The organism is Desulfovibrio piger ATCC 29098 (assembly GCF_000156375.1).
Lineage (GTDB): Bacteria > Desulfobacterota > Desulfovibrionia > Desulfovibrionales > Desulfovibrionaceae > Desulfovibrio > Desulfovibrio piger.
On record NZ_DS996359.1, the window covers coordinates 587952 to 608413 of the forward strand.

At 65.8% G+C, this 20462-nt stretch carries 15 protein-coding genes; 11 read left to right on the forward strand and 4 right to left on the reverse strand.

Going from position 1 to position 20462, the window contains the following annotated elements; all coding sequences use genetic code 11:
* Window positions 1-107: 107 nt before the first annotated feature.
* The 3 genes from DESPIG_RS09150 to DESPIG_RS09160 form a co-directional block, all read right to left on the reverse strand.
* Window positions 108-1187, reverse strand: coding sequence for a DHH family phosphoesterase (locus tag DESPIG_RS09150; protein ID WP_006007828.1), 1080 nt, complete (start codon window positions 1185-1187; stop codon window positions 108-110).
* A 7-nt stretch (window positions 1188-1194) separates the two neighbouring features.
* Window positions 1195-2001: a cobamide remodeling phosphodiesterase CbiR gene (cbiR, locus tag DESPIG_RS09155; RefSeq protein ID WP_006007830.1), complete on the reverse strand. Its 807-nt coding sequence runs from the start codon at window positions 1999-2001 to the stop codon at window positions 1195-1197.
* Window positions 2002-2588: 587 nt separating this feature from the next.
* A complete protein-coding gene (locus DESPIG_RS09160) occupies window positions 2589-5504 on the reverse strand; it encodes an insulinase family protein (RefSeq protein ID WP_006007833.1) in 2916 nt (971 codons plus the stop codon).
* A gap of 1355 nt (window positions 5505-6859) precedes the next feature.
* Here DESPIG_RS09160 and rpsB point away from each other — a divergent pair.
* From rpsB to DESPIG_RS09175, 3 genes are all read left to right on the forward strand, one after another.
* Window positions 6860-7621: a 30S ribosomal protein S2 gene (gene rpsB / locus DESPIG_RS09165; protein ID WP_006007837.1), complete on the forward strand. Its 762-nt coding sequence runs from the start codon at window positions 6860-6862 to the stop codon at window positions 7619-7621.
* Between the two features lie 240 nt (window positions 7622-7861).
* Window positions 7862-8716 (forward strand): translation elongation factor Ts, encoded by an 855-nt coding sequence (tsf, locus tag DESPIG_RS09170; RefSeq protein WP_006007838.1) that lies wholly within the window; start codon window positions 7862-7864, stop codon window positions 8714-8716.
* Window positions 8717-8904: 188 nt separating this feature from the next.
* Window positions 8905-10518, forward strand: a complete 1614-nt coding sequence (locus tag DESPIG_RS09175) for a TerC family protein (protein ID WP_006007839.1) — start codon at window positions 8905-8907, stop codon at window positions 10516-10518.
* A 293-nt stretch (window positions 10519-10811) separates the two neighbouring features.
* Here the strand turns inward: DESPIG_RS09175 and DESPIG_RS09180 are convergent, their stop codons facing one another.
* Complete coding sequence (locus DESPIG_RS09180) at window positions 10812-11918, reverse strand: AI-2E family transporter (RefSeq protein WP_006007841.1); 1107 nt, start codon at window positions 11916-11918, stop codon at window positions 10812-10814.
* A 508-nt stretch (window positions 11919-12426) separates the two neighbouring features.
* On the opposite strand from DESPIG_RS09180, the gene pyrH reads away from it, so the two are divergent.
* From pyrH to DESPIG_RS09220, 8 genes are all read left to right on the forward strand, one after another.
* Window positions 12427-13143 (forward strand): UMP kinase, encoded by a 717-nt coding sequence (gene pyrH, locus DESPIG_RS09185; protein WP_006007843.1) that lies wholly within the window; start codon window positions 12427-12429, stop codon window positions 13141-13143.
* 40 nt (window positions 13144-13183) lie between these two features.
* A complete protein-coding gene (gene frr, locus DESPIG_RS09190) occupies window positions 13184-13744 on the forward strand; it encodes a ribosome recycling factor (protein ID WP_006007844.1) in 561 nt (186 codons plus the stop codon).
* 135 nt (window positions 13745-13879) lie between these two features.
* Window positions 13880-14602, forward strand: a complete 723-nt coding sequence (locus tag DESPIG_RS09195) for an isoprenyl transferase (RefSeq protein WP_006007845.1) — start codon at window positions 13880-13882, stop codon at window positions 14600-14602.
* Window positions 14592-15404, forward strand: a complete 813-nt coding sequence (locus DESPIG_RS09200) for a phosphatidate cytidylyltransferase (RefSeq protein ID WP_006007846.1) — start codon at window positions 14592-14594, stop codon at window positions 15402-15404. The genes DESPIG_RS09195 and DESPIG_RS09200 overlap by 11 nt, the downstream gene beginning before the upstream one ends.
* A 790-nt stretch (window positions 15405-16194) precedes the next feature.
* Window positions 16195-17514 carry a 1-deoxy-D-xylulose-5-phosphate reductoisomerase gene (dxr, locus tag DESPIG_RS09205; protein ID WP_040369782.1) on the forward strand — a complete coding sequence of 440 codons (1320 nt, stop codon included), beginning with the start codon at window positions 16195-16197 and terminating at the stop codon, window positions 17512-17514.
* Window positions 17508-18635 (forward strand): RIP metalloprotease RseP, encoded by a 1128-nt coding sequence (gene rseP / locus DESPIG_RS09210; protein ID WP_006007849.1) that lies wholly within the window; start codon window positions 17508-17510, stop codon window positions 18633-18635. The genes dxr and rseP overlap by 7 nt, the downstream gene beginning before the upstream one ends.
* 21 nt (window positions 18636-18656) lie before the next feature.
* Window positions 18657-19469: a tRNA (adenosine(37)-N6)-threonylcarbamoyltransferase complex dimerization subunit type 1 TsaB gene (gene tsaB, locus DESPIG_RS09215; RefSeq protein WP_006007850.1), complete on the forward strand. Its 813-nt coding sequence runs from the start codon at window positions 18657-18659 to the stop codon at window positions 19467-19469.
* A gap of 127 nt (window positions 19470-19596) precedes the next feature.
* Window positions 19597-20103, forward strand: a complete 507-nt coding sequence (locus tag DESPIG_RS09220) for a hypothetical protein (RefSeq protein ID WP_006007851.1) — start codon at window positions 19597-19599, stop codon at window positions 20101-20103.
* Window positions 20104-20462 lie beyond the last annotated feature (359 nt).

Sequence of the window (20462 nt, forward strand, 5' to 3'; positions counted from 1 at the left end):
AGCCCAGCAAGGGGACAGCTCGGCCCTGGGGCGCCCTCCCGGCACAGAAAAAAGGCAGCTGACGTAATCCCGTCATCTGCCTTCTTGCCCGTCTGACTGTCGTCCCCTTATGCCCCGTGGGCCAGTGCCTGTACGGGAGCGGGCTCCAGCTTTTCGCTGTGCACGGCCTGCTGTCCGGCGTTCTCGGCCAGGGGCGCGGCGCTGGCCGTGACCGGGCGCAGCTTGCGGCTGTGCAGGCGCTGGAAGATGAATTCCGCAGGCTTGGTGCCCGCCGGGATGGCGGCAAGGGGGAATTCCGCGCGGCCCAGGTTGCGGTGGCCGCCGGCGGAACCCACGTCGTAGAAGCAGGCGTCGGCCAGACGGCCGATGTCGCGGCTGCCGTCACCGCGGAAGATGACCACCACGGTCTTTTCCACCACGCCGCAGACGGCGATCCACTTGAGGCCGTGCACGCGGGTGAAAAAGTCGGCCACGGCCACCAGCAGGTCGGCGCTGTCCACCTCGTTGAGCCAGACCATGGCCCCGCCCCGGCAGTCCCGCAGGGAGCGGAAGGCACGGGAGAAAAGGGGCAGCCAGGCGCGCAGGTATTCGCTGCGGATGATGCGGCGCAGCAGGGTGGCGTCGGCATGCTTGATGAGCCACTGGTAGGCGCGCAGGTCGTCCTCGCCGCCGGAGCGCTCGAAGGTGGCGGTATCCGTGCGGATGCCGTAGAGCAGCGCCGTGGAGAGCAGCGGCCCGGGCTTGATGCGCAGGCCCTGCAGGTAGCGGGTCATCATGGTGCTGGTGGCACCGAAGCCGGGGCGGATGTCGCAGAAGGGCGCCTGCGGCAGCTGGCCCGCAGTAAGGGGATGATGGTCGATGATGAGGTCGAAGGTGATGCCCTGGAAGGCCGGGTTGTGGTGGGGCTGGGAGTCCACCATGGCGAAATTGGTATAGAGATCGGCCTTTTCTGGCTGCCAGAGCTTGGCCGGGATGCGCAGGTAGCGGATCATGGCCAGGTTGTCGGGCCGGGTGACTTCGTTGATGCGGAAGATGTCCACACCGCGCACACGATGCGCCATGATGCGCTTGAGCGCCAGCGCCGAGGCCAGGGCGTCGGGATCCGCCGAGATGAGGATGGCCCAGCGCTGATCCTTGGTCAGTGTCTGCCGCCACTGTCGCATCTGCACTACATAGGGATTGGTCATGACCGCTTTACTCCGCTGTTTTGGCGTTGTGGGGGCCGTGCGGGCAGCCGGGGGACACGGTATCCGGCTGGCTGGCCAGCAGGTCGCGCAGGAGGGGCAGGGATTCCTCCACCCCCTGCCAGCGGAAGATCTCCAGCAGATGACGGCAGCTCTTGGGCAGGCGGCCGGCCAGTTGCCGTACCAGATGCCGCTGGGCCGCCGTGAGCTGGTGCAGGGCCAGATGCTGGTCCTGGGTGCCGGGGGCGCTCCAGTGGACCAGGGCCGCTGTCTCGGGCAGGGGGGATGCCCAAAGTGCGTTTTGAGCATAGCCCATGAGATGGCCGACGTCCAGACAGAAGCCCAGCCCGTGATCGGCCGGAAAGCCGCGTCCCAGGCCGGCGATGTCACAAATGTCGGTGTTTTCCAGCAGCAGGGGGACCTTGCTGCGGCGCTGCCAGCAGGCGGCGGCCTGACGCAGGATGAAACGCTGCAGCACGGGGCTGCCCTTGGGGGCATGGAGCACGGCGCCCCAGGGCTTGAGCCAAGCCACGCGGTCAAAGACGCGCAGGGCTAGCTCCACGGCCACGCGTACGGCGTCGGCATCCTTCTTGCACGGCCAGGGCAGGTCCACGGGCAGGTGGACATGCCAGCTCAGGGGCAGGTCCGCCAGCGCGGGGGGCAGGTCTTCGTCGTCATAGGCCAGGCAGGAACGGGCCTCGAAAAGGCACAGGGCCACTTCGTCGACGCGCCCGGCCAGAAAGCGGGCATTGTCGGCCACATTGGCGGGCAGGACAAAGGAAGGGGCGCCGATGACGGGGCCGGGGGTCTGCTTCATGGAGCCTCCTTGGGAGCAGGGAAAGGGAGCGCTTCGGGGAAGGCTCCCGGATACGGGGCGGGGATGGCCTTGCCCGGACGCCGTGCTGTCCGGGGCTGGGACATGAGGGTCCCGGCCCGGCAGAAGGATGGCCACGATACGGCAAGGCGGCGCCCAGGCAGCAGCCCATGCGGGACCTGCCTGATGCCTTCCTGAAAAGGTAGGTATTCCAGAGGGAAAAGGCAATACACATGGCCGTCGGCGTACGGCGGGGGAGGCCTGTTTCCCCGCGACAGGGGAAAGCGGCCGTCAGAGGCCGTCCCGGAGCCCACCGTCCAAGGCGGCCGGGATGCCGAGGGGCGTACCGTCCCGGGTCCCTTGGGCCTGCAGGAGAGGAGGCTTGCCTGCATCCTCGCATGAGGGGCCGCCGGATATCCTGTTCCTGCACCGGGATGCCGGAGGGACGGTCGCCTGACCGGGGACCCTGAGGGATCGGGCTGGGAAGTCCCGCTGCTGGAAATGAAACGGGGGAAGGGGAGGCCCTCGTCGGTGCGAAAGCTCCCTCTTCCCCCGGATGTCATGCATACATCCAGGCCCCAGGGCCGGGACTACAGCAGTTCCTGCGTCTGCCAGCCGTGGGCCTCGGCAGCGGCGCGGGTCTGGGCACCGCCCAGCACGCAGGTCACGCCGTGGCCGGCGGCCTCGGCCAGCACGTCGGCGAAGTCGCGGAAGTGCCGGGCCGTGGTGCCGAGGATCTCGTCACGCATCCGCTGGCGGGCCTCCTCGTCGTCCCCGGCCAGATGGCGGGCCAGGGCCTGCGCACCGCGGGCGTCGGGCAGCAGGTAGCTGTCCAGGTCGCCGATGGCGCCCACGATGGCGCTGGTGAGCTGCTCCTTGTCGGGACGGAAGGAGCGCAGGTAGTCGGCCATCTGGTCATAGGCGGTCAGGGTGTCGTCCACGTTGGGGTCGCGGTAGGAAGCGCAGACCAGGGTGCCGCCCATGCGGTCCAGCATGCAGAAGGCGCCGTAGGCACCGCCGCGCACGCGCACGCGTTCCCACAAATAGCCCATGCGCATGTAGCGCAGGATGACGCTGGCCGAGCCGTGGTAGGTGTAGCCCAGGTCGTAGAGGTTGGCGGCCTTGCCCACATAGTTGATCTGGGCCGGGGCCAGGAAGGCCTCGGCGGCGGGCAGGCCGTCGCTGAAGGGCGGCAGGACCAGGGCCGCGTCACGGCTGGCGGGCAGGGCGGCCAGCAAGTCGGTGGCCTGCCGCTGCACGGCATCCAGACCGGCGCTCTCGGCCGTGCAGTCCACCAGCACGTCGGGGCTGGACACGATGAGGCGGCGCAACTCGTCCAGATCGGCCAGCAGGCTGTCGGGATCGCTGTCCAGGCGCTGCAGGTGCTCGCGCACGGCCATGAGCTGGCTGATGCCCGACAGGCGCTCGGCCAGCAGGCCGGAAGGCGTGAAGTGGGCGCGCAGGCGGGAACCCACGGCCGAATGACCGGCCGCCACCAGACCGTGTTCCAGACGGGCCTTGTCTTCCAGCAGCATCTGGCGCAGGCGCTCCAGACGCACGGCGCGGTCGGTCAGGGGCTCCAGCAGGATCTCGCGGAAGATGTCGAACAGGTCGGGCACCTTGTCGTAGACGGCCTTGCCGGCCACGCTCAGATATTTGACCAGACCGCGTTCCCCGCGGGTGGTGGCCAGCAGGGGATCGGCGCCCACGCCGCCGGTCTTGGCGGCCATGCGCGCGCCCAGTTCGCTGAAGTCGCGGCGGGCGGTGCCCACTTCGGTGAGGCTGCGGGCAAAGAGCGGCAGCAGGGGCTCCAGACGGGCCGGGACAGCGTTCAGGGGCAGGAGCAGGGCCGTATAGGCGATGCCGCTGGTGGGCAGGTCGTGGGCCAGCCAGGTCTGGCCGCCGCCCAGGGCCTCCCGCACGCAGGGCACGGGCGTGTTGCGCAGGGGCAGGGCATCCATGCCCAGGCTGGGGATGGTGGCCAGGGCCTCGGGGCTGTCCGGGGCGGACTGGGCGGCCTGCAGACGGCTGGTGGCCTCCACCAGCTCCTGCCGTTCGGCGTCGGAGCAGGCCTCGTACACGGCGGCCAGGCGGGCGGCCTCGCGGTCTTCGCGGGCCTTGGCCAGACGGGCGTCGGGCAGCAGCACCACGGTGGCGCGGTGTTCGTTGTTGAGGAAGTGGTCGCGGATGGCGTTTTCGAAGACCTTTTCCCCGGCGGCCAGACGGGCCTTGATGTCGGCCAGCGGGGCCTCCCAGGCCAGCGGAGCCAGCGGATCGCCGTCATAGAGCCAGGTGGACAGGGCCTGGATCATGGCCGAGAGACCGCGCGGGAAGCGGCCGGAATTGTTCTCGCGGTAGGCGAATTCCACGCTGTTGACGGCGGCCTCCACGGCGGCGGGGTCGATGCCGTCCTCGGCAAGGTCGGCGAGGGTCTCGAAGATGAGCATCTCGGCGTCCTGCACCTTGCGCGGGTCCACGCCCTTGAGACCGGTGGAGTAGTACATCTGGCGCAGGTCGGTCTCCAGGCCGCAGCCGGTGGTGTCCTCGCCCAGGCCGGAGCTGATGAGGGCCTTGCGCAGGGGCGAGCCCGGCAAGCCTTCGAGGATGTGCTCCAGCATCTCCATGAGCAGGGCCTGATGCACGTCGCCGCGTTCGCCCAGCAGCCAGTTGACCGTGAACAGGGCCGTTTTCTGGCCGTCGGTGGCGGCGTAGGGCACTTCCACCTGCCGGGGCGTGTCGCGGCGGGGCTGCAGGGGCACGGCGGAGTCCACCGCGCGGGCGGTGTAGCCCTGCAGGGCCTCGGCCACGATCTCCAGACGCTTTTCTTCCGGGTCATCGCCCCAGAAGAAGAAACGCGCGTTGGAGGGATGGTAGTAACGGCTGTGGAAGTCGCGGAAGGCCTCGTAGGTCAGGTCCGGGATGACTTCCGGGTTGCCGCCGGAGTCCAGGCTGTAGAGCATGTCCGGGAAGATGGCCTGCTGGCTCTGTTCGGCCAGCACGGAATCGGGCGAGGAATAAGCGCCCTTCATCTCGTTGTAGACCACGCCCTTGTAGGTCCAGGGGCCCTTGGTGTCCTCGGCTTCCACGTGCCAGCCTTCCTGACGGAAGATATCCTCGCTGATGCGGGGATGGAAGACCGCGTCGATGTAGACGTCGATGAGGTTGTAGAAGTCCTGCAGATTGGCGCTGGCCACGGGGTAGCAGGTCTTGTCCGGGAAGGTGAAGGCGTTGAGGAAGGTCTGGAGCGAGCCCTTGAGCAGCTCCACGAAGGGTTCCTTGACCGGATATTTGTCCGAGCCGCAGAGCACGGAATGCTCCAGGATGTGGGCCACGCCCGTGGAGTCCGTGGGCGGGGTGCGGAAGCTCACGCCGAAGCACTTGTTCTCGTCGGCATTGCTGACGGAGAGCAGCTGTGCGCCGGTGACGCTGTGTTTCCAAAGCCGGGCCGTACCGCCCACTTCGTGCAGGCGGCGCTCGGTGACGAGTTCGAAACCATGACTGTTCATGAGGGATCCTTTCAGGGAAGGTTCGTTGGTAAGATTCATATGGTTCGGCTATACTATGGAGCCTGCCGCTTTGCAAAGAGCGTGCTGGCGCCCCGGCGCAGGAGCCTTTGCCGTAACGGCGGCCGCAGGCTGTATAAAAAAAGCACATGGGCCATCCGCTGCGGGGCAAAGCGTCCAATTTTTTTACAACCTGCCGTAATGGCGGGAAAAAGTGTTCAATTTCTGTACAGGTGCCGGGAAAAGGAAAACGCCTTTTTCAGACGCTATTTCGTAATATATTGTTTTTACTATAAAAATATATTTTGGCACGGCGATTGCTATATCCCGTACAACAACGGCATCGTCCAGGACGGGCCCTCCGGCCCGCCACCGCTACGGGGACAGCGCCGAACAGATATATATGCCATACCATCTTCTTCCTTCATGGAGGTCCGTCATGGAACACCACAAATTTCTTACCGTCCGCGCTACCGCGGCAGCCGCATGGCCTCTTTGCTGCCTCGGCCCGCGACAGACCGCGGTAGCGTGGACAGCCTGACGGACCTCCTTCGATCCTGAAACAAACATCCTCCGCTTCTTCCAAGACCTTCTTCCCCCCGGTCGGCCCTTTCCCCCCAGGGCCGCCGGGACTGAAAACAGCAACCTTCCTCCTCCTGAAAAAGTCCCTCCCCGGCCGGCTCGTCCCTCCTTCGGAGCCGGCCGGGAACATACCGACCTTCCTCCTCCTGATACCCCCCGGCAGCCCCGTCCCCCCTGAGGGGCTGCCGGTAATCCCGGAAAATTTCCCGCTAGCGAAGAACATCGGACCCGGTCACGTGCCGCGTCACGGCTCCGCTACCGGTACGGCCACGGAACGGCAGCAGCCCCTGCCATGTCGCCTTCAAGCGCCGGCAGGCAACGCCGCAGTCTTCCCCGGTCAGGCTCCCCATCTTGGGGAGCCTTTCTTTTTGGACAACGTGCCGGAGCTTTCGGACGTACCGGACGCACGTTCGGCGATGCGTCAGGGAAGATACCGACAGTCGCAGCTTGCGGCATACCGCGGAAAGGGAGCTTGCCGCCGGACCGCCCTCCCTTTCGGTCCCGCTCCGCGGTCGACACAGGTCGTTCACGGGGGGAAGGCGTCCCGCCCGCCGGGAAAGGAGCGGCTCTTTGCCTCCGGGGCTTGCCATTTGCGGGCTTTTGGTCTATGGAAGCTCGTTCATCGAAGCACACTCCGGCAGCGGCCCGGGGTGCCCGGCAATGCGCTACGGCGCATTTTTCGTTGTCTTCCGGTCATGGGGCCGGGGGCGGCGGCAGGCCGGGTTGCAGGGTCTGGGCCGGTGTGGAAGATCACAACCCTTTTGGAGGATTGAAAAATGGCTTACGTCAGCATGAAGCAGATGCTGGAAACCGGCGTGCATTTCGGTCACCAGACCCGTCGTTGGAACCCCAAGATGCGTCCTTACATCTTCGGCGCCCGCAACGGCATCCATATCATCGACCTGCAGCAGACCGTGAAGCTGTTCCGCGTGGCCTATGACAAGGTGGTCGACACCGTGGCCAACGGCGGCAAGGTGCTGTTCATCGGTACCAAGCGCCAGGCTCAGGAAGCCGTGGCCACCGAAGCCACCAAGGCCAACCAGTACTACGTGACCAACCGCTGGATGGGCGGCACCCTGACCAACTTCGTCACCATCCAGAAGAGCGTGGAACGTCTGAAGAAGCTGGAAGGCATGTTCGCCGACGGCAGCATCAACCGTTACCAGAAGAAGGAAATCCTGCTGCTGGAACGCGAAATGCAGAAGCTGGAACAGACCCTGGGCGGTATCAAGAACATGGATCGCCTGCCCCAGCTGGCTTTCATCATCGACCCCCATCGCGAAGACATCGCCGTGAAGGAATGCCGCAAGCTGGGCATCCCGATCGTGGCCGTGACCGACACCAACTGCGATCCCGATGTCATCGACTACATCATCCCCGGCAACGATGACGCCATCCGCGCCATCAAGCTGTTCGTGACGGCTTTCTCCGAAGCCTGCCAGGAAGGCGAAGCCCAGATGAAGGACGGCGCCGCCGTGGAAGCCAACGCCGAAGAAGCCATGCAGAAGGCTGCCGAGACCGAAGCTGCCGCCGAGTAGTTTTGGTACGGTCTTCTGACCTCGGGCAACGCTGTTGCCCCGGACATCGGCCCCGCTGATGTCCGCGCCCGGACGGGGATCCCCCGTGGCGGGCGACGCAGGAACCGGAGCGGCAAGGCTCCGGCCCCCCCATGCTTCAAAAGGTGGCGGCGCGGCTTCAGGGCTGTGCCGCCACCCTGCGCACTGCGCGATTTTTTTGGAATCTTGCTCCGGCCCAGGCCGGATACACAGGAGAATACAATGGCTATTTCCGCCGCTATGGTGAAGGAACTGCGCGAAAAGACCGGCGCCGGCATGATGGACTGCAAGAAAGCCCTGGTGGAAGTGGACGGCGACCTGGAAAAGGCCGTCGACTGGCTGCGCCAGAAGGGTATGGCCAAGGCTGCCAAGAAGTCCGGCCGTGCCACCAGCGAAGGCCTGGTGATGGCCGCCGTGAGCGCTGACGGCAAGACCGTGGCCATGTCCGCCCTGCTGTGCGAGACCGACTTCGTGGCCCGCGGCGAACAGTTCGAAGCCCTGGCCGCCAAGGTGGCCCAGAGCGTGCTGGACAGCAACCCCGCCGACGCCGAAGCCCTGAAGGGCCTGGTGGGCGAAGACGTGACCCAGCTCATCGCCTCCGTGGGCGAAAACATGCAGCTCGGCAACTTCACCCGTCACACCCGTGAAGACAACGAAGTGATCGGCCAGTACATCCACGCCAACCGCAAGATCGGCGTGCTGGTGGACCTGGTGTGCGACAGCGCCGCTACCGCTGCCAAGCCCGAAGTGCAGGAACTGGCCAAGAACGTGGCCATGCAGGTGGCCGCCACCAACCCCATGGCCCTGGACGGCGCCAGCCTGGATGCCGCCGCCATGGAACGCGAGCGTGAAGTGTACCGCCAGAAGGCCCGCGAAGAAGGCAAGCCCGAGCAGATCGTGGAAAAGATCGCCGAAGGCGCCGTGAAGAAGTTCCAGAAGGAAGTCTGCCTGATGGAACAGCCCTACATCCGCGACGACAAGAAGAGCATGACCGAAGTGGTGCGCGAAGTGGCCAAGGCCGCCGGTGGCGACATCAAGGTCGCCGGCTTCAGCCGCATCCAGCTGGCCGCTGAATAAGCTGTCCGTTACGATGATCCCAGGAGGGGCTCCGGCCCCTCCTTTTTTTTGGCCTTTTTCCCGGCCATGCCGACGCTTTCCTGACGGACGCCGGCGTATGCTGCCTCCATCCAGTCCGGGACTCCGTGCGGAGCAGGAGGGCCGGGCATCACTTCAGCATCACTGCCGCAAGGAGGCGGAAAGCTCCCATGTGGGATTTCTCGTGGATCGCCGATCCCTCGGCCTGGGCCGGGCTGGGCACCCTGATCGTGCTCGAGGTCGTGCTGGGCATCGACAACCTCGTTTTCATCTCCATCCTCACCTCGCGCCTGCATACGCAGGAACAGCGCCGCCGGGCCTTCCTCACCGGTCTTGGTCTCGCGCTCGTCATGCGCCTGGTGCTGATTTCCGCCATCGCCTGGATCGTCAGTCTGACCGAGCCCCTGGTCACGATCTTCGGCAAAGCCTTCTCGTGGCGAGATTTCATCCTCATGGGCGGCGGCATCTTTTTGCTGCTCAAGGGGACCATGGAGCTGCACGAACGCCTGGAAGGCGGCATGGCCGAATATTCCTCGGCACCCACGCGTTCGGGCTTCTGGCAGGTCATCATCCAGATACTGGTGCTGGATGCCGTGTTCTCCCTGGATTCCATCATCACCTCGGTGGGCATGGTGGACCATATCCCGGTGATGATGCTGGCCGTCATCGTGGCCATGCTGGTCATGGTCATGGCCGCCGCGCCGCTGACCAGCTTTGTGGAGCGGCACCCCACGGTCATCATCCTGTGTCTGGGCTTTTTGATGATGATCGGCCTGAGCCTGCTCATGGACGGCCTGGGCTACCATATCCCCAAGGGCTACCTCTACGCGGCCATCTGCTTCTCGGTACTGGTGGAGATCTGCAACCAGGTGGCCCTGCGCAACCGCCGCAAGCGCATCAGCATGCGCGACATGCGTGAATCCATGGCCATGGCGGTGCTGGGGCTGCTGGGCGGCGGACGTCCCGGTGAGGAAGAAGCGCGGCGCGATGCCGCGGCCCTGGCCAGCGAGAGCGATGCCCAGCCCCTGTTCGAGCCGGAAGAGCGCGACATGGTGGCCCGCGTGATCCGCCTGAGCGGACGCACGGCCCGCTTCATCATGACCCCGCGCCACCGGGTGCGCTGGCTGGACAGCGAGGCCGACTATGCCACGGCCTGCCGTTTTGCCAGCGAGAGCCTCTCGCCCTGGCTGCCGGTGCTGGATCCGGACAGGGACGAAGTGCTGGGCGTGATCCATACCGGGGATCTGGCGGCCGTGACGCCCCAGGGCCCCGTGACGGACACGGAGCACCCCGGTACGGCAGCGCCGCGGGACGAGGGCGGCGGACGGATCTGGAGCGTGCGGCCCCTGCTGCGCCCCGCGCCCACGATCTTCGAGCATGCTTCCCTGACGGAGATGCTGGAGACATTTCGCGAAGAGCCCACGCCCCTGGCCTTCGTACGCGACGAATACGGCAGCGTGGTGGGCTGCATCACGCCCACGGATCTGGTGAGCGTGCTGGCGGGCCAGATGGGCGACATGCCCGCCGGGCCCGAAGCCTGCCGCCAGCCTGACGGCTCGTGGCTCATGCCCGGTCGCCTGACCGTGGATGCCGTGACCTCCTGGCTGGGCATCCACCTGCCGCCGCGCAGCTCCTCGGCCACACTGGCGGGGCTGTTGCTGGAGGCCCTGGGCCACATCCCGCACGAAGGCGAGCGGGTGCGCATCCAGGGCTGGCGGATGAAGATAGTGAAGATGGACGGCAACCGCATCGACGAGGTGCTGGTCCGTCGTCTGGAACATTAGCTGTCCCGGCGGGGCGGCGTCTGATGCCGGTGCCCCGCGGGGCATGCCGGCCGGTCCGTGTGTCCCGGGCCGCCGCAGGACGCCGGGGATGGAACATCTCCGCCGGGACAGCAGGAATTACCGGAAACAAGGGATCAGGTTCTCCTCCTTTCCCCTTTTCCTTGTTTCCGGCGCGGCCGCTGTGGGAGGCTGCCGCATACAGGGGACGGGTGCCGTGGATCCCGTCCCCTATCTTTCACCTGCCGGGGGGCAGGTAATGGAAGGCCACCCGCCGTTGCGGGTGGCCTTTTGCGTCATGCCGAGGGGCCGTCCCCGTCCGCATCCCGTGCGGGGGCGCTGCCGTCCAGTGTCAGGGGCGGCTTGAATTCGTCCATGAAGATCTTCCAGACCGTCACGAAAAGTACGGCCAGCATGGGGCCCGTCACGAAGCCGTCCATGCCGAACAGCGAGAAACCGCCCAGCGTGGAGAGCAGGACCATGAAGTCCGGCAATTTGGTATCGCGCCCCACCAGGACGGGGCGGAGGATGTTGTCCGCCAGACCGATGACGAAGACCCCGTAGGCCAGCAGCACCACGCCGGACACATGATCGCCCGTGAGCAGCAGGTACCCGGCCACCGGCGCCCAGACCACGCCGGCGCCCACCACGGGGATGAGCGAGAGCAGGGTCATGACCACGCCCCAGAGCACCGGGGCCTTGATGCCCAGTATCCAGAAGATGAGACCGCCCAGCGCGCCCTGGGCCATGGCCACCAGCAGGCTGCCCTTGACCGTGGCCCGCAGCACTTCGGCGAACTTGGCGAAGAGCAGGTCCTCGCGGTGGTCGCCAAAGGGCAGGGCCCGGATGAGCAGCACGCGCAGCTGCTTGCCGTCGCGCACCAGGAAAAAGGCCAGATAGAGCATGATGCAGAGGTCCACGAGAAAGTTCACCGTGCTGCCGCCCAGGGCCACGGTGTTGCGCGCCACCAGACCGCTGATCTTGACCGCCAGCTCGGAAAGTTTCTGGGTGATGACCTCCGGGCCGTAGCCGTAGCGGGTGAGCCAGTCCTGCACGCCGGGCGCCACCTCGCGCAGCCTTTCCAGCGTCTCGCGGATGTCATGCCCGCCGGACGTCAGGCGGGCGTACAGGTTGGCCACCTCGTTGATGAAGGTATAAAAAATGTACGCGCAGGGCACGATGATGAGCACCAGGCTCAGGATCACGCAGGTCAGCGCCGCCAGGTTGCGGCCCATGCGGCGGCGCTGCAGGGCATCGTAGACGGGCGTGGAGAGCAGGGCGATGACGATGCCCCAGAAGATGACATCGAAGAAGGGGCGCAGCATCCAGAGGAAGGCCAGCGAGACGCCGGCCAGCAGCAGGAGGAAGGCACGATCTTCAAAACGGTTGTTGCATTCGAGCATGAGGACTCCTTGCCGGGGCTGCGCGCGGTTTCGGTCGAGGAATCTTTCCGATACCGCAAAAGCCGGGGGCAGGCAAATGCGGCCCCGTTCCAGGTACGGCTCCCGGTGACGTCCGCATACGGGGCGACCGTTTGCGACGCTCCGATCATCCGGGCACGCCGCCCGGTGGCGTCCCGCACACGGGCAACGGTTGGGGAGCGGCCTGTCCCCTCGTCCGGGGCCGCAGCAAGGCGCCCCACGAAGGCAGGAAAGGGCGGCAGAGGCCGGGATCGCCTTCCCCGTCCCTGCGGCGATGATCCCGCCCTCACGATCTGTCTTTGCCTGCCGGACAGGCGCTTTGCCGAAGGCCGCTCCGAACCGTCCTGCGGGGGCGGCATGGTAAAAGTGCTTTGAGATAGCGATGTTTTTTGCTATGATGAAAAGAGCGCGTCCGAATGCCCGCTGTTCGGTACCGGACGATCCATGAAAGCAACAGCCGGCGTGGCCGGCTTCAACCAAGGCGGAACAAATGGCTGAACTCAAGTACAAGCGTGTGCTGCTCAAGCTGAGCGGCGAGGCCCTGGCCGGAGAGCAGAAGACCGGTATCGATCCCGAAACCGTGGGCACCATCTGCAAGGAGATCGGCGGATTGCTCGACATGGGCGTGGAACTTGCCCTGGTCATCGGCGGCGGCAACATCTTCCGCGGTCTTTCCGGTTCCGCCAAGGGCATGGAACGTTCCTCCGCCGACTACATGGGCATGCTGGCCACGGTGCTCAATGCCTTGGCCGTGCAGGACATGCTGGAAAAATTCGGCTATCCCACCCGCGTGCTGTCCGCCATCGACATGCAGGAAGTCTGCGAGCCCTTCATCCGTCGCCGTGCCATGCGCCATCTGGAAAAGGGCCGCGTGGTCATCTGCGCCGCCGGTACCGGCAACCCCTATTTCACCACCGACACCACCGCCGCTCTGCGCGGCATGGAACTGCAGTGCGATGCCATCATCAAGGCCACCAAAGTGGACGGCATCTACGACAAGGACCCCGCCAAGTTCCCCGATGCCGTCAAGTACGACAGCCTGAGCTATGACGAGACCCTGTCCCGCCATCTGGGCGTCATGGACGCCGCGGCCTTTGCCTTGGTGCGCGACAACAACGTGCCCATCATCGTCTGCCGCATGCTGGGCGGCGACATCCGCCGTGCCATCCTGGGCGAGCAGGTGGGCACCATCGTGCACGACTGCTAGTCACGATCTTTCCGAACTCTACAGTCTGTAAGGAGATTTTATGGATATCGATACCATCCTTCTGGATACCGAAGACCGCATGGAAAAAGCCATGGCCGCTCTGGAACGCGATTTCCAGAAACTGCGCACCGGTCGCGCCACCACCGCCCTGGTGGACGGTATCAAGGCCGATTACTACGGCACCCCTACCCCCATCTCCCAGATGGCTTCCGTGGCCGTGCCCGACAGCCGCACCATCACCATCCAGCCCTGGGACAAGGGCGGCATCTCCGTGGTGGAAAAGGCCATCCTCAAGTCCGACCTGGGCCTGACCCCGGTCAATGACGGCCGCATCATCCGCATCAACATCCCGCCGCTGACCGAAGAGCGCCGCAAGGAGCTGGTCAAGGTGGCCCGCAAGTACACCGAAGATGCCAAGGTGGCCGTGCGCAACGTGCGCCGTGATGCCAACGACTCCCTGAAGAAGCTGGAGAAGGAAAAGGCCATCACCGAAGACGAACAGAAGAAGGCCGAAGCCGAAGTGCAGAAGCTGACCGACAAGTTCGTGGCCGATGCCGACAAGCGCAGCCAGGCCAAAGAAAAGGAAATCATGGACATCTAGTGTCCGCCTTCCGGGAGCGGCCCTGCCGCTCCCGGACGTTTTCCGCAGCCCGGCCAGCCCCAGGGGCACCGGGCCGTGTTTTTTTCGGCACGGTCATGTTTCCCGGGCCTGTCGTCCCCGGTTCAGAGAGGTACCATGAGCGAAACGCTTACCCATCTTCCCGTACATCTGGCCATCATCATGGACGGCAACGGCCGCTGGGCCCAGGCCCGCGGCCTGCCGCGCGAGGCGGGGCACCGCGCCGGGGCCGAGACCGTGCGCACCATCGTGACCGAATGCCGCCGTCTGGGCATCCGCCACCTGACCCTGTACACTTTTTCCAGCGAGAACTGGTCGCGGCCCAAGACCGAAGTCTCGGCCCTGTTCTCCCTGCTGCTGGAATTTTTGGGCCAGGAAGTGCCCCGCATGGAGAGCGAGGGCATCCGCCTGAACATCCTGGGCGACATGGAGGCCCTGCCCCTGGCCGCCCGTACGGCCCTGCGCCACGGCCTGCGCCGCACGGCAGCCAATACGGACATGGTGCTCAACCTGGCCCTCAACTACGGCGGCCGCGCCGAGCTGGTGCGCGCCGTGCGCAGCATGATGGCCGAAGGTCTGCGCCCCGAGGACGTTACCGAACAGAGCCTGGCCGACCATCTGTACACCGCCGGACAGCCCGACCCCGATTTCCTCATCCGCACCAGCGGAGAACAGCGCCTGAGCAATTATCTGCTCTACCAGTGCGCTTACAGCGAATTTTACTTCACCCCCACGCCCTGGCCCGACTTCGGCGTGGAGGCCCTGCACGAGGCCCTGGCCGTCTACGCCGGACGCTCGCGCCGATTCGGGAAAACCCAGGAGCAAATCAATGGCCGTTGATCACGCTACCGATATCCGCCGCACCATCACCGGCCTCGTTCTGGCCGCCATCGTCGTCCTTGCCCTCGTCCTGCGGGGCTGGGTGCTGCTTGCCCTCATCCTGCTGGTGGCGGCGCTGGGCCTGTGGGAGTTCTTCTCCCTGTTCTGGGGCAACAAGCGCATCCCCAGCCGCATCTGTGCCATTGCCCTGGGCTGGGGCATGCTGACGCTGACCTGGGCCCATCGTACGCAGGACGCCCTGGTCTGCCTGGGCGCGGGCTTCGTGCTGGCTGCCATGAGCTTCCTTTTCCGCTGGAACGAAGTGGAAGAAGAAGGCGTGCCCGCCTTTGCCGCCAGCGGCATCTTCATGGCCGGTCTGGCCTACATTCCGCTGCTGTTGCTGCCCGCCACCTATCTTTCCACCACCAAGCTCATCTTCGTGCTGGCGGCCGTGGCCGTTTCCGATACGTCCGCCTATTTCGTGGGCACCCGCTTTGGCCACCACAAGCTCTGGCCCCGTGTGAGCCCCAACAAGAGCTCCGAGGGCGCGGTGGGCAGTCTGGTGGGCTGCGTCATCTTCTGCACCATCTACGGCGCCTGCCTGGGCAGCGCCAGCTGGTGGGCCTTCGCCCTGCTGGGGATCGCCATCAATGCCTTCGCCCAGCTGGGCGACCTGTTCGAATCCGCCCTCAAGCGCGCGGTGCATGTGAAGGATTCCAGCAACCTGCTGCCCGGCCATGGCGGCATCCTGGACCGTGCGGACAGCATCCTGTTCGCCATGCCCATGTTCGCCGTCGTGGACCAGTGGTTCTTCTTCTTTTAGCCCTTGTGCCGCCGGCAGCTGATGGACGCATCGGCTGCCCGTGCTGAGCCCGTTTTTATGAAGGGGCCGGTCTTCTTCGGGAGACCGGCCCCTTTGGCGTTTTTTAAGGGGGACGCTGGCGGGGAATAGATCCGCTTGCGCTCTGTGAAATAGCCGTCGGATGACGGCCATTGCCCGGCATCCGGCCTGGGTCACCTACGCGGCGAGGCGGCAGGGGGTCGGGGCCTGCGCGGCCCCAGACCCCCTGCACCCCCATGCCCCGCGTTGGTCCCCGGTGCTGTGTGGGGCGCGCCGTAGGAGGGGCGGCACCACGCCTTCGGCGTACGCCGCCCAAGCGGCGCCCTCAATTACTGGGGAAGACAGCCTGAAGGCGAAAGGGGCCGCATGGCCGGCAGGGGGAGGTAAGGCTGCTGGCGCAGAGCGGAAGGAATGGGAGAACCTGATCCCTGATGGACAGGCCGTTGACAGGAGAGAGGAGCCATGATGCCGGGCGTGACGCTGACAGAAAGGCGGGAGGCTGGGCCACATTTTTTCCATCTCTGCCTGTCGTGTCATCCTGTCCGTTTTTTCCCGAGACTCCCCCATGGTCCTGTTCGCCCTATGAGCGGTTTTTGGGGGAGGGAAGGGGGCCGGGGGAAGGGAGGGGACTTTTTTCCGCCGGAAAAAGTCCCCTCCCTTCCCCCGCGACATGCTGGCTTCCCCTTCTTCCTCCCTCCGGCCCGCTCTCGACGCGGCAAGGGATTTTTGGCATGCTGTGGACGATTTTGTCCCGGAGACAAAGGAGAAACACATGTCAGATCTGTGGCCCGGGCTGAACGGCCCTGCGATTCGGTATATTTCGGAAGCGCCTTCCGAGGCGTGGCGGCGCGGCGTGCGCCAGCTTGTCCTTTTGGGTTCCACCGGTTCCATCGGCGGCAACACCCTGGCGGCCATCCGTTCGCGGCGGCGTGAATGCGTGGTGCTGGGCCTTTCCTGCGCGCGCAACATCAAGACCCTGGCCGAACAGGCGCAGGAGTTCCGGCCCTCCTATCTGGCCGTGCTGGACGAGGCTTCGGCCGCGGGCCTGCGCAAGCTGCTGCCCACGGGCTACACCCCCGAGATCCTGGTGGGCAGCGAAGGCTATGCCCGTCTGGCGGCCCTGCCCGAAGCGGACACCGTGCTTTCGGCGCAGGTGGGCGCGGCGGGCCTGGCCGGGACGCTGGCGGCCGCGCTGGCGGGCAAGGTCATCTGCCTGGCCAACAAGGAATCGCTGGTGCTGGCCGGTGACATGCTGCGCCAGGTCTGCGCCCGCACCCATGCCAGCATCCTGCCGGTGGACTCCGAACACAACGCCATCTTCCAGTGCCTGGCCGGACGCGGGCAGGAGGTGGACCGCCTGCTGCTGACGGCTTCCGGCGGCCCGTTCCGCGGCCGCAGCCGCGAGGAACTGCGCAACGTGACCCGCGCCCAGGCCCTGGACCATCCCAACTGGAAGATGGGCGCCAAGATCAGCATCGACTCGGCCACCATGATGAACAAGGCGCTGGAAGTGGTGGAAGCCTTCCACCTGTACGGCGTGCCGCTGGAAAAGATCACGGTGCTGGTGCATCCGCAGTCGCTGGTGCATTCGCTGGTGCAGTTCACGGACGGCAGCCAGCTGGCGCAGCTGGGCACGCCGGACATGCGCATCCCCATCGCGGCCTGTCTGTTCTGGCCCCGCTGCGTGGATACGGGCGTGCCGCCGCTGGATCTGGTCAAGGCCGGTACCCTGCAGTTCTTCGCCCCTGACGACGAGGCCTTCCCGGCCCTGAAGCTGGCGCGTCGCGCCCTGCGGGAGCGCGGCGGCATGTCGGTGGTGATGAACGCCGCCAACGAGGCCGCCGTGGAACTGTTCCTGGCCGGCAAGTGCGCCTTTGCCGACATCGCGGAGCTGGTCTCGGCCGCCATGGATGCCCATGCCGCCGGCGAGCCGGGGCACGAACCGTTCTGCCCGCCGCTGTCCTGTAGCGGCGATGACAGTCTTGCCCTTGAACGGGAAGTGACTATCTTGACAGAGCGCATGTCGCGCCTTGACCTGAAAACTCGCGAGCTGGTGAAGCAGCTGGCCCGCGCCGGAGTTGACGAGTGCTGACGACCATCGTTGCCGCCATCATTGTCCTTGGCGGCCTGATCTTCTTCCATGAACTGGGACATTTCACCGTGGCCCGCTGGCTGGGCATGGGCGTGTCCACCTTTTCCCTGGGCTTTGGCCCCAAACTGCTCAAATACCGTCACGGCAAGACGGAATACGCCCTGTCGCTGGTGCCCCTGGGCGGCTATGTGGCCCTGGTGGGCGAGAACGACGAGAACGACATCCCCAGCGGCTTCACACGGGAGGAATGCTTTTCCCTGCGGCCCGCATGGCAGCGCTTCCTCGTGATCGCGGCCGGGCCTTTCGCCAACATCCTGCTGGCCTGCATCCTGTGCTGGGTGGTGGCCTGGGGCTGGGGAAATACCGTCATGCTGCCGCAGGTGGGCACCGTCATGCCCCAGAGCGCGGCGGCACAGGCCGGTCTGCAAAAGGGCGACCTGATCCTGAGCATCGACGGCCAGGCTCTCAGCTCGTGGGACGAGATATCCCCGACCGTGGCCGCGGCCAACGGCCGTCCCCTGACCCTGACCGTGGCCCGGCAGCCCGCCGAGGGCATGACCCAGGGCACGGAACTGGAGCTGACCCTGACGCCGCAGTGGAGCACGCGCAAGACCATCTTTGGCGAGGATGAGAAAGCCTGGCTCATCGGCATCGGGCCGCTGGGCTCGGTGCGCGTGGAAGAACTGGGCTTTGCCGAGGCGCTGGAGACGGGCCTTGTCCAGACCTGGCGTCTGGTGGACCTGACCTGGCAGAGCTTCGTCAAACTGGCCCAGCGCGTGGTGCCCGCCGATCAGGTGGGCGGTCCCATCATGATCGCCCAGATGGTGGGCCAGCAGGCGGAGCAGGGCCTTGTGGGCGTGCTTGGTCTGGCGGCGCTCATCAGCATCAACCTGGCCATCCTCAACCTGCTGCCCGTGCCCGTGCTGGACGGCGGCCAGATGCTCTTTTGCCTCATCGAGATGATCTTCCGCCGCCCCGTGCCGCAGAAGATCCAGGAATGGGGCATGCGCGTGGGCATGGCCCTGCTGCTGAGCCTGATGATCTTTGCCACCTTCAACGACGTGACACGCATCATCAATACGCCGGACGAGGCCCCGGCCGTGGAAAAAACGGCCCCCTAGCGTCCGGCGGGAGAAATCGATATGGCGACACACGCTGCCCCCGGAACGGGGCTGGAGCTGATACTCAACGCCGCTGAAGGCGTGTTGCAGATCGTGGTCACGGAGGATGAGGCCATCCTCTGTGCGCAGGAGTGGTACCGCAGCGAGCGGGCCACGGAGATCCTGGCCCCGGCGCTGGCCGAACTGGCCACGTCATTGGGCATCCGCTGGAGCGACCTGCGCCGCATCGCCTGCGTGCGCGGGCCGGGCTCCTTTACGGGCATCCGCCTGACCCTGGCCACGGCCGCGGCCCTGCGCCGTTGCGGCCGGGCGCAGCTGGCCGGGCTGGACTACATGCAGGCCCTGGCCACTACGGCCGTCATGCGGCGCGGCATGCTCTACGGCGGCCACGTCTGGGTCCTGACCCATGCTCGCCGCAACCTTGTCCACTGCCAGCCTTTCATCAGTTACGGGCCCGAGATCCCGGCCCAGCCCCTGCAGGGCGTGTCCCTGTGCACGCCGGCCGAGGCCGTGGCGGCCATCACGGCCGATACGGCGGACGCCGTGCTGGTCTGCGGTACGGGCCTGCGGCGCAATGCGGATGCCTGCGCTCCGCTGGAAAACCTGCCTGCCGTGACCTGCCTGCCCGCCTGCATCCATGCCTCCACCGAGGCCCTGTGCCTGCTGGCGCGCCATGGCGATTACGCTCCTGAGGACATCGAGCCGCTGTATGTGCGCCCCTGCGATGCCGTGGACAACCTGCCCGATCTGGCCCGTCGCCAGGGGCGGGACAGTGATGCCGCCACGGCCGAACTGGAGCGTCTGCTGCATCTGGCCCCGGGCAGCGAGATCTGATGCTGTGATGTGACAGGGCGTGTTCGGGGGAAGGAAGCTTTTCCCAACACGCCCATGTGCTTCCATGCGGGCGTGCCCGGGCTCCTGAGCCTTTCACAGCGATGTCCGTTTCCAAGGAGGGACGCGCATGTCTGATGAACATATCCTTGAGGGCAGTGATGCCGGTGAACGGCCCCTGCTCAGTTATCGCCAGTCCTGGCTGGCCTGGGCCGGGCCGGTGCTGATGCTGCTGGTCTGCGTGGCCCTGTGCGTGGCCGGGCAGCGCTACATGCCGGAATTTTTCTGGATCTTCGCGGGCGTGGGCGCCCTGCTGGTGCTGTGCATGGTCTACAGGATCCTGCTGGTGCGCAGCGTGCACCTGTATGCCGACAGCAAGGGCGTCTGGCTGTACCGGGGCATCCTGCCCTGGAACCGGGGCGCCGTGGGCGTCAAATGGCGGGATATGGAAGATGCGGCCTTCACCTCGGGTTTCAGCAGCTGGCTGTTCAACAGCTATACCGTGCGGGTGGGCAACCGTTTTTCGCAGCAGAGCGAGATCCTGGTGCACAATATCGCCAACGGGCGCGAAGCCGTGAACCAGCTCAACGAGTTGCAGGGACGTTTTTGCGGTCGTGCCGCCCGGCATGACGATTAAAGCCTGCCCCGTCTGAACCGGGGAAAGAGATAGAGATGCGAGAGGGGGAGGGGCGTTTTTTGGTAAAAACTGCCCCTCCCCCTCTCGCGCTCTTCCCCACCCCGAAAAAACTTTTCTTCTGGTCTGCATGGCGGGTCTCCGTCGCTGTGTGGCGGGCATGGTGTCGCAAGGCTGGATCGACCCGGCGCAAGGCTCACGTTTCGTCCCTATAATTCCTCTGGATGGCATAAAAACGCCCCGTATCGGCTCGATACGGGGCGTTTTTATGCTGCCGGGGGACAGCCCGGCACGGTTTCGGCGTCTCTGATGACCGTCAGGGGCCATAATAAAAGTTTTAGGAAGGGAGAGGGGGGAGCATG

Bases quoted from the DNA above. Each gene is read 5' to 3' on its own strand.
- DESPIG_RS09220 (WP_006007851.1), top strand. From the start codon at position 19,597: ATGTCTGATGAACATATCCTTGAGGGCAGTGATGCCGGTGAACGGCCC.
- DESPIG_RS09175 (WP_006007839.1), top strand. From the start codon at position 8,905: ATGTGGGATTTCTCGTGGATCGCCGATCCCTCGGCCTGGGCCGGGCTG.
- tsaB (WP_006007850.1), top strand. From the start codon at position 18,657: ATGGCGACACACGCTGCCCCCGGAACGGGGCTGGAGCTGATACTCAAC.
- DESPIG_RS09200 (WP_006007846.1), top strand. From the start codon at position 14,592: ATGGCCGTTGATCACGCTACCGATATCCGCCGCACCATCACCGGCCTC.
- DESPIG_RS09195 (WP_006007845.1), top strand. From the start codon at position 13,880: ATGAGCGAAACGCTTACCCATCTTCCCGTACATCTGGCCATCATCATG.
- dxr (WP_040369782.1), top strand. From the start codon at position 16,195: ATGTCAGATCTGTGGCCCGGGCTGAACGGCCCTGCGATTCGGTATATT.
- pyrH (WP_006007843.1), top strand. From the start codon at position 12,427: ATGGCTGAACTCAAGTACAAGCGTGTGCTGCTCAAGCTGAGCGGCGAG.
- cbiR (WP_006007830.1), bottom strand. From the start codon at position 2,001: ATGAAGCAGACCCCCGGCCCCGTCATCGGCGCCCCTTCCTTTGTCCTG.
- DESPIG_RS09160 (WP_006007833.1), bottom strand. From the start codon at position 5,504: ATGAACAGTCATGGTTTCGAACTCGTCACCGAGCGCCGCCTGCACGAA.
- DESPIG_RS09180 (WP_006007841.1), bottom strand. From the start codon at position 11,918: ATGCTCGAATGCAACAACCGTTTTGAAGATCGTGCCTTCCTCCTGCTG.
- rpsB (WP_006007837.1), top strand. From the start codon at position 6,860: ATGGCTTACGTCAGCATGAAGCAGATGCTGGAAACCGGCGTGCATTTC.
- tsf (WP_006007838.1), top strand. From the start codon at position 7,862: ATGGCTATTTCCGCCGCTATGGTGAAGGAACTGCGCGAAAAGACCGGC.
- frr (WP_006007844.1), top strand. From the start codon at position 13,184: ATGGATATCGATACCATCCTTCTGGATACCGAAGACCGCATGGAAAAA.
- DESPIG_RS09150 (WP_006007828.1), bottom strand. From the start codon at position 1,187: ATGACCAATCCCTATGTAGTGCAGATGCGACAGTGGCGGCAGACACTG.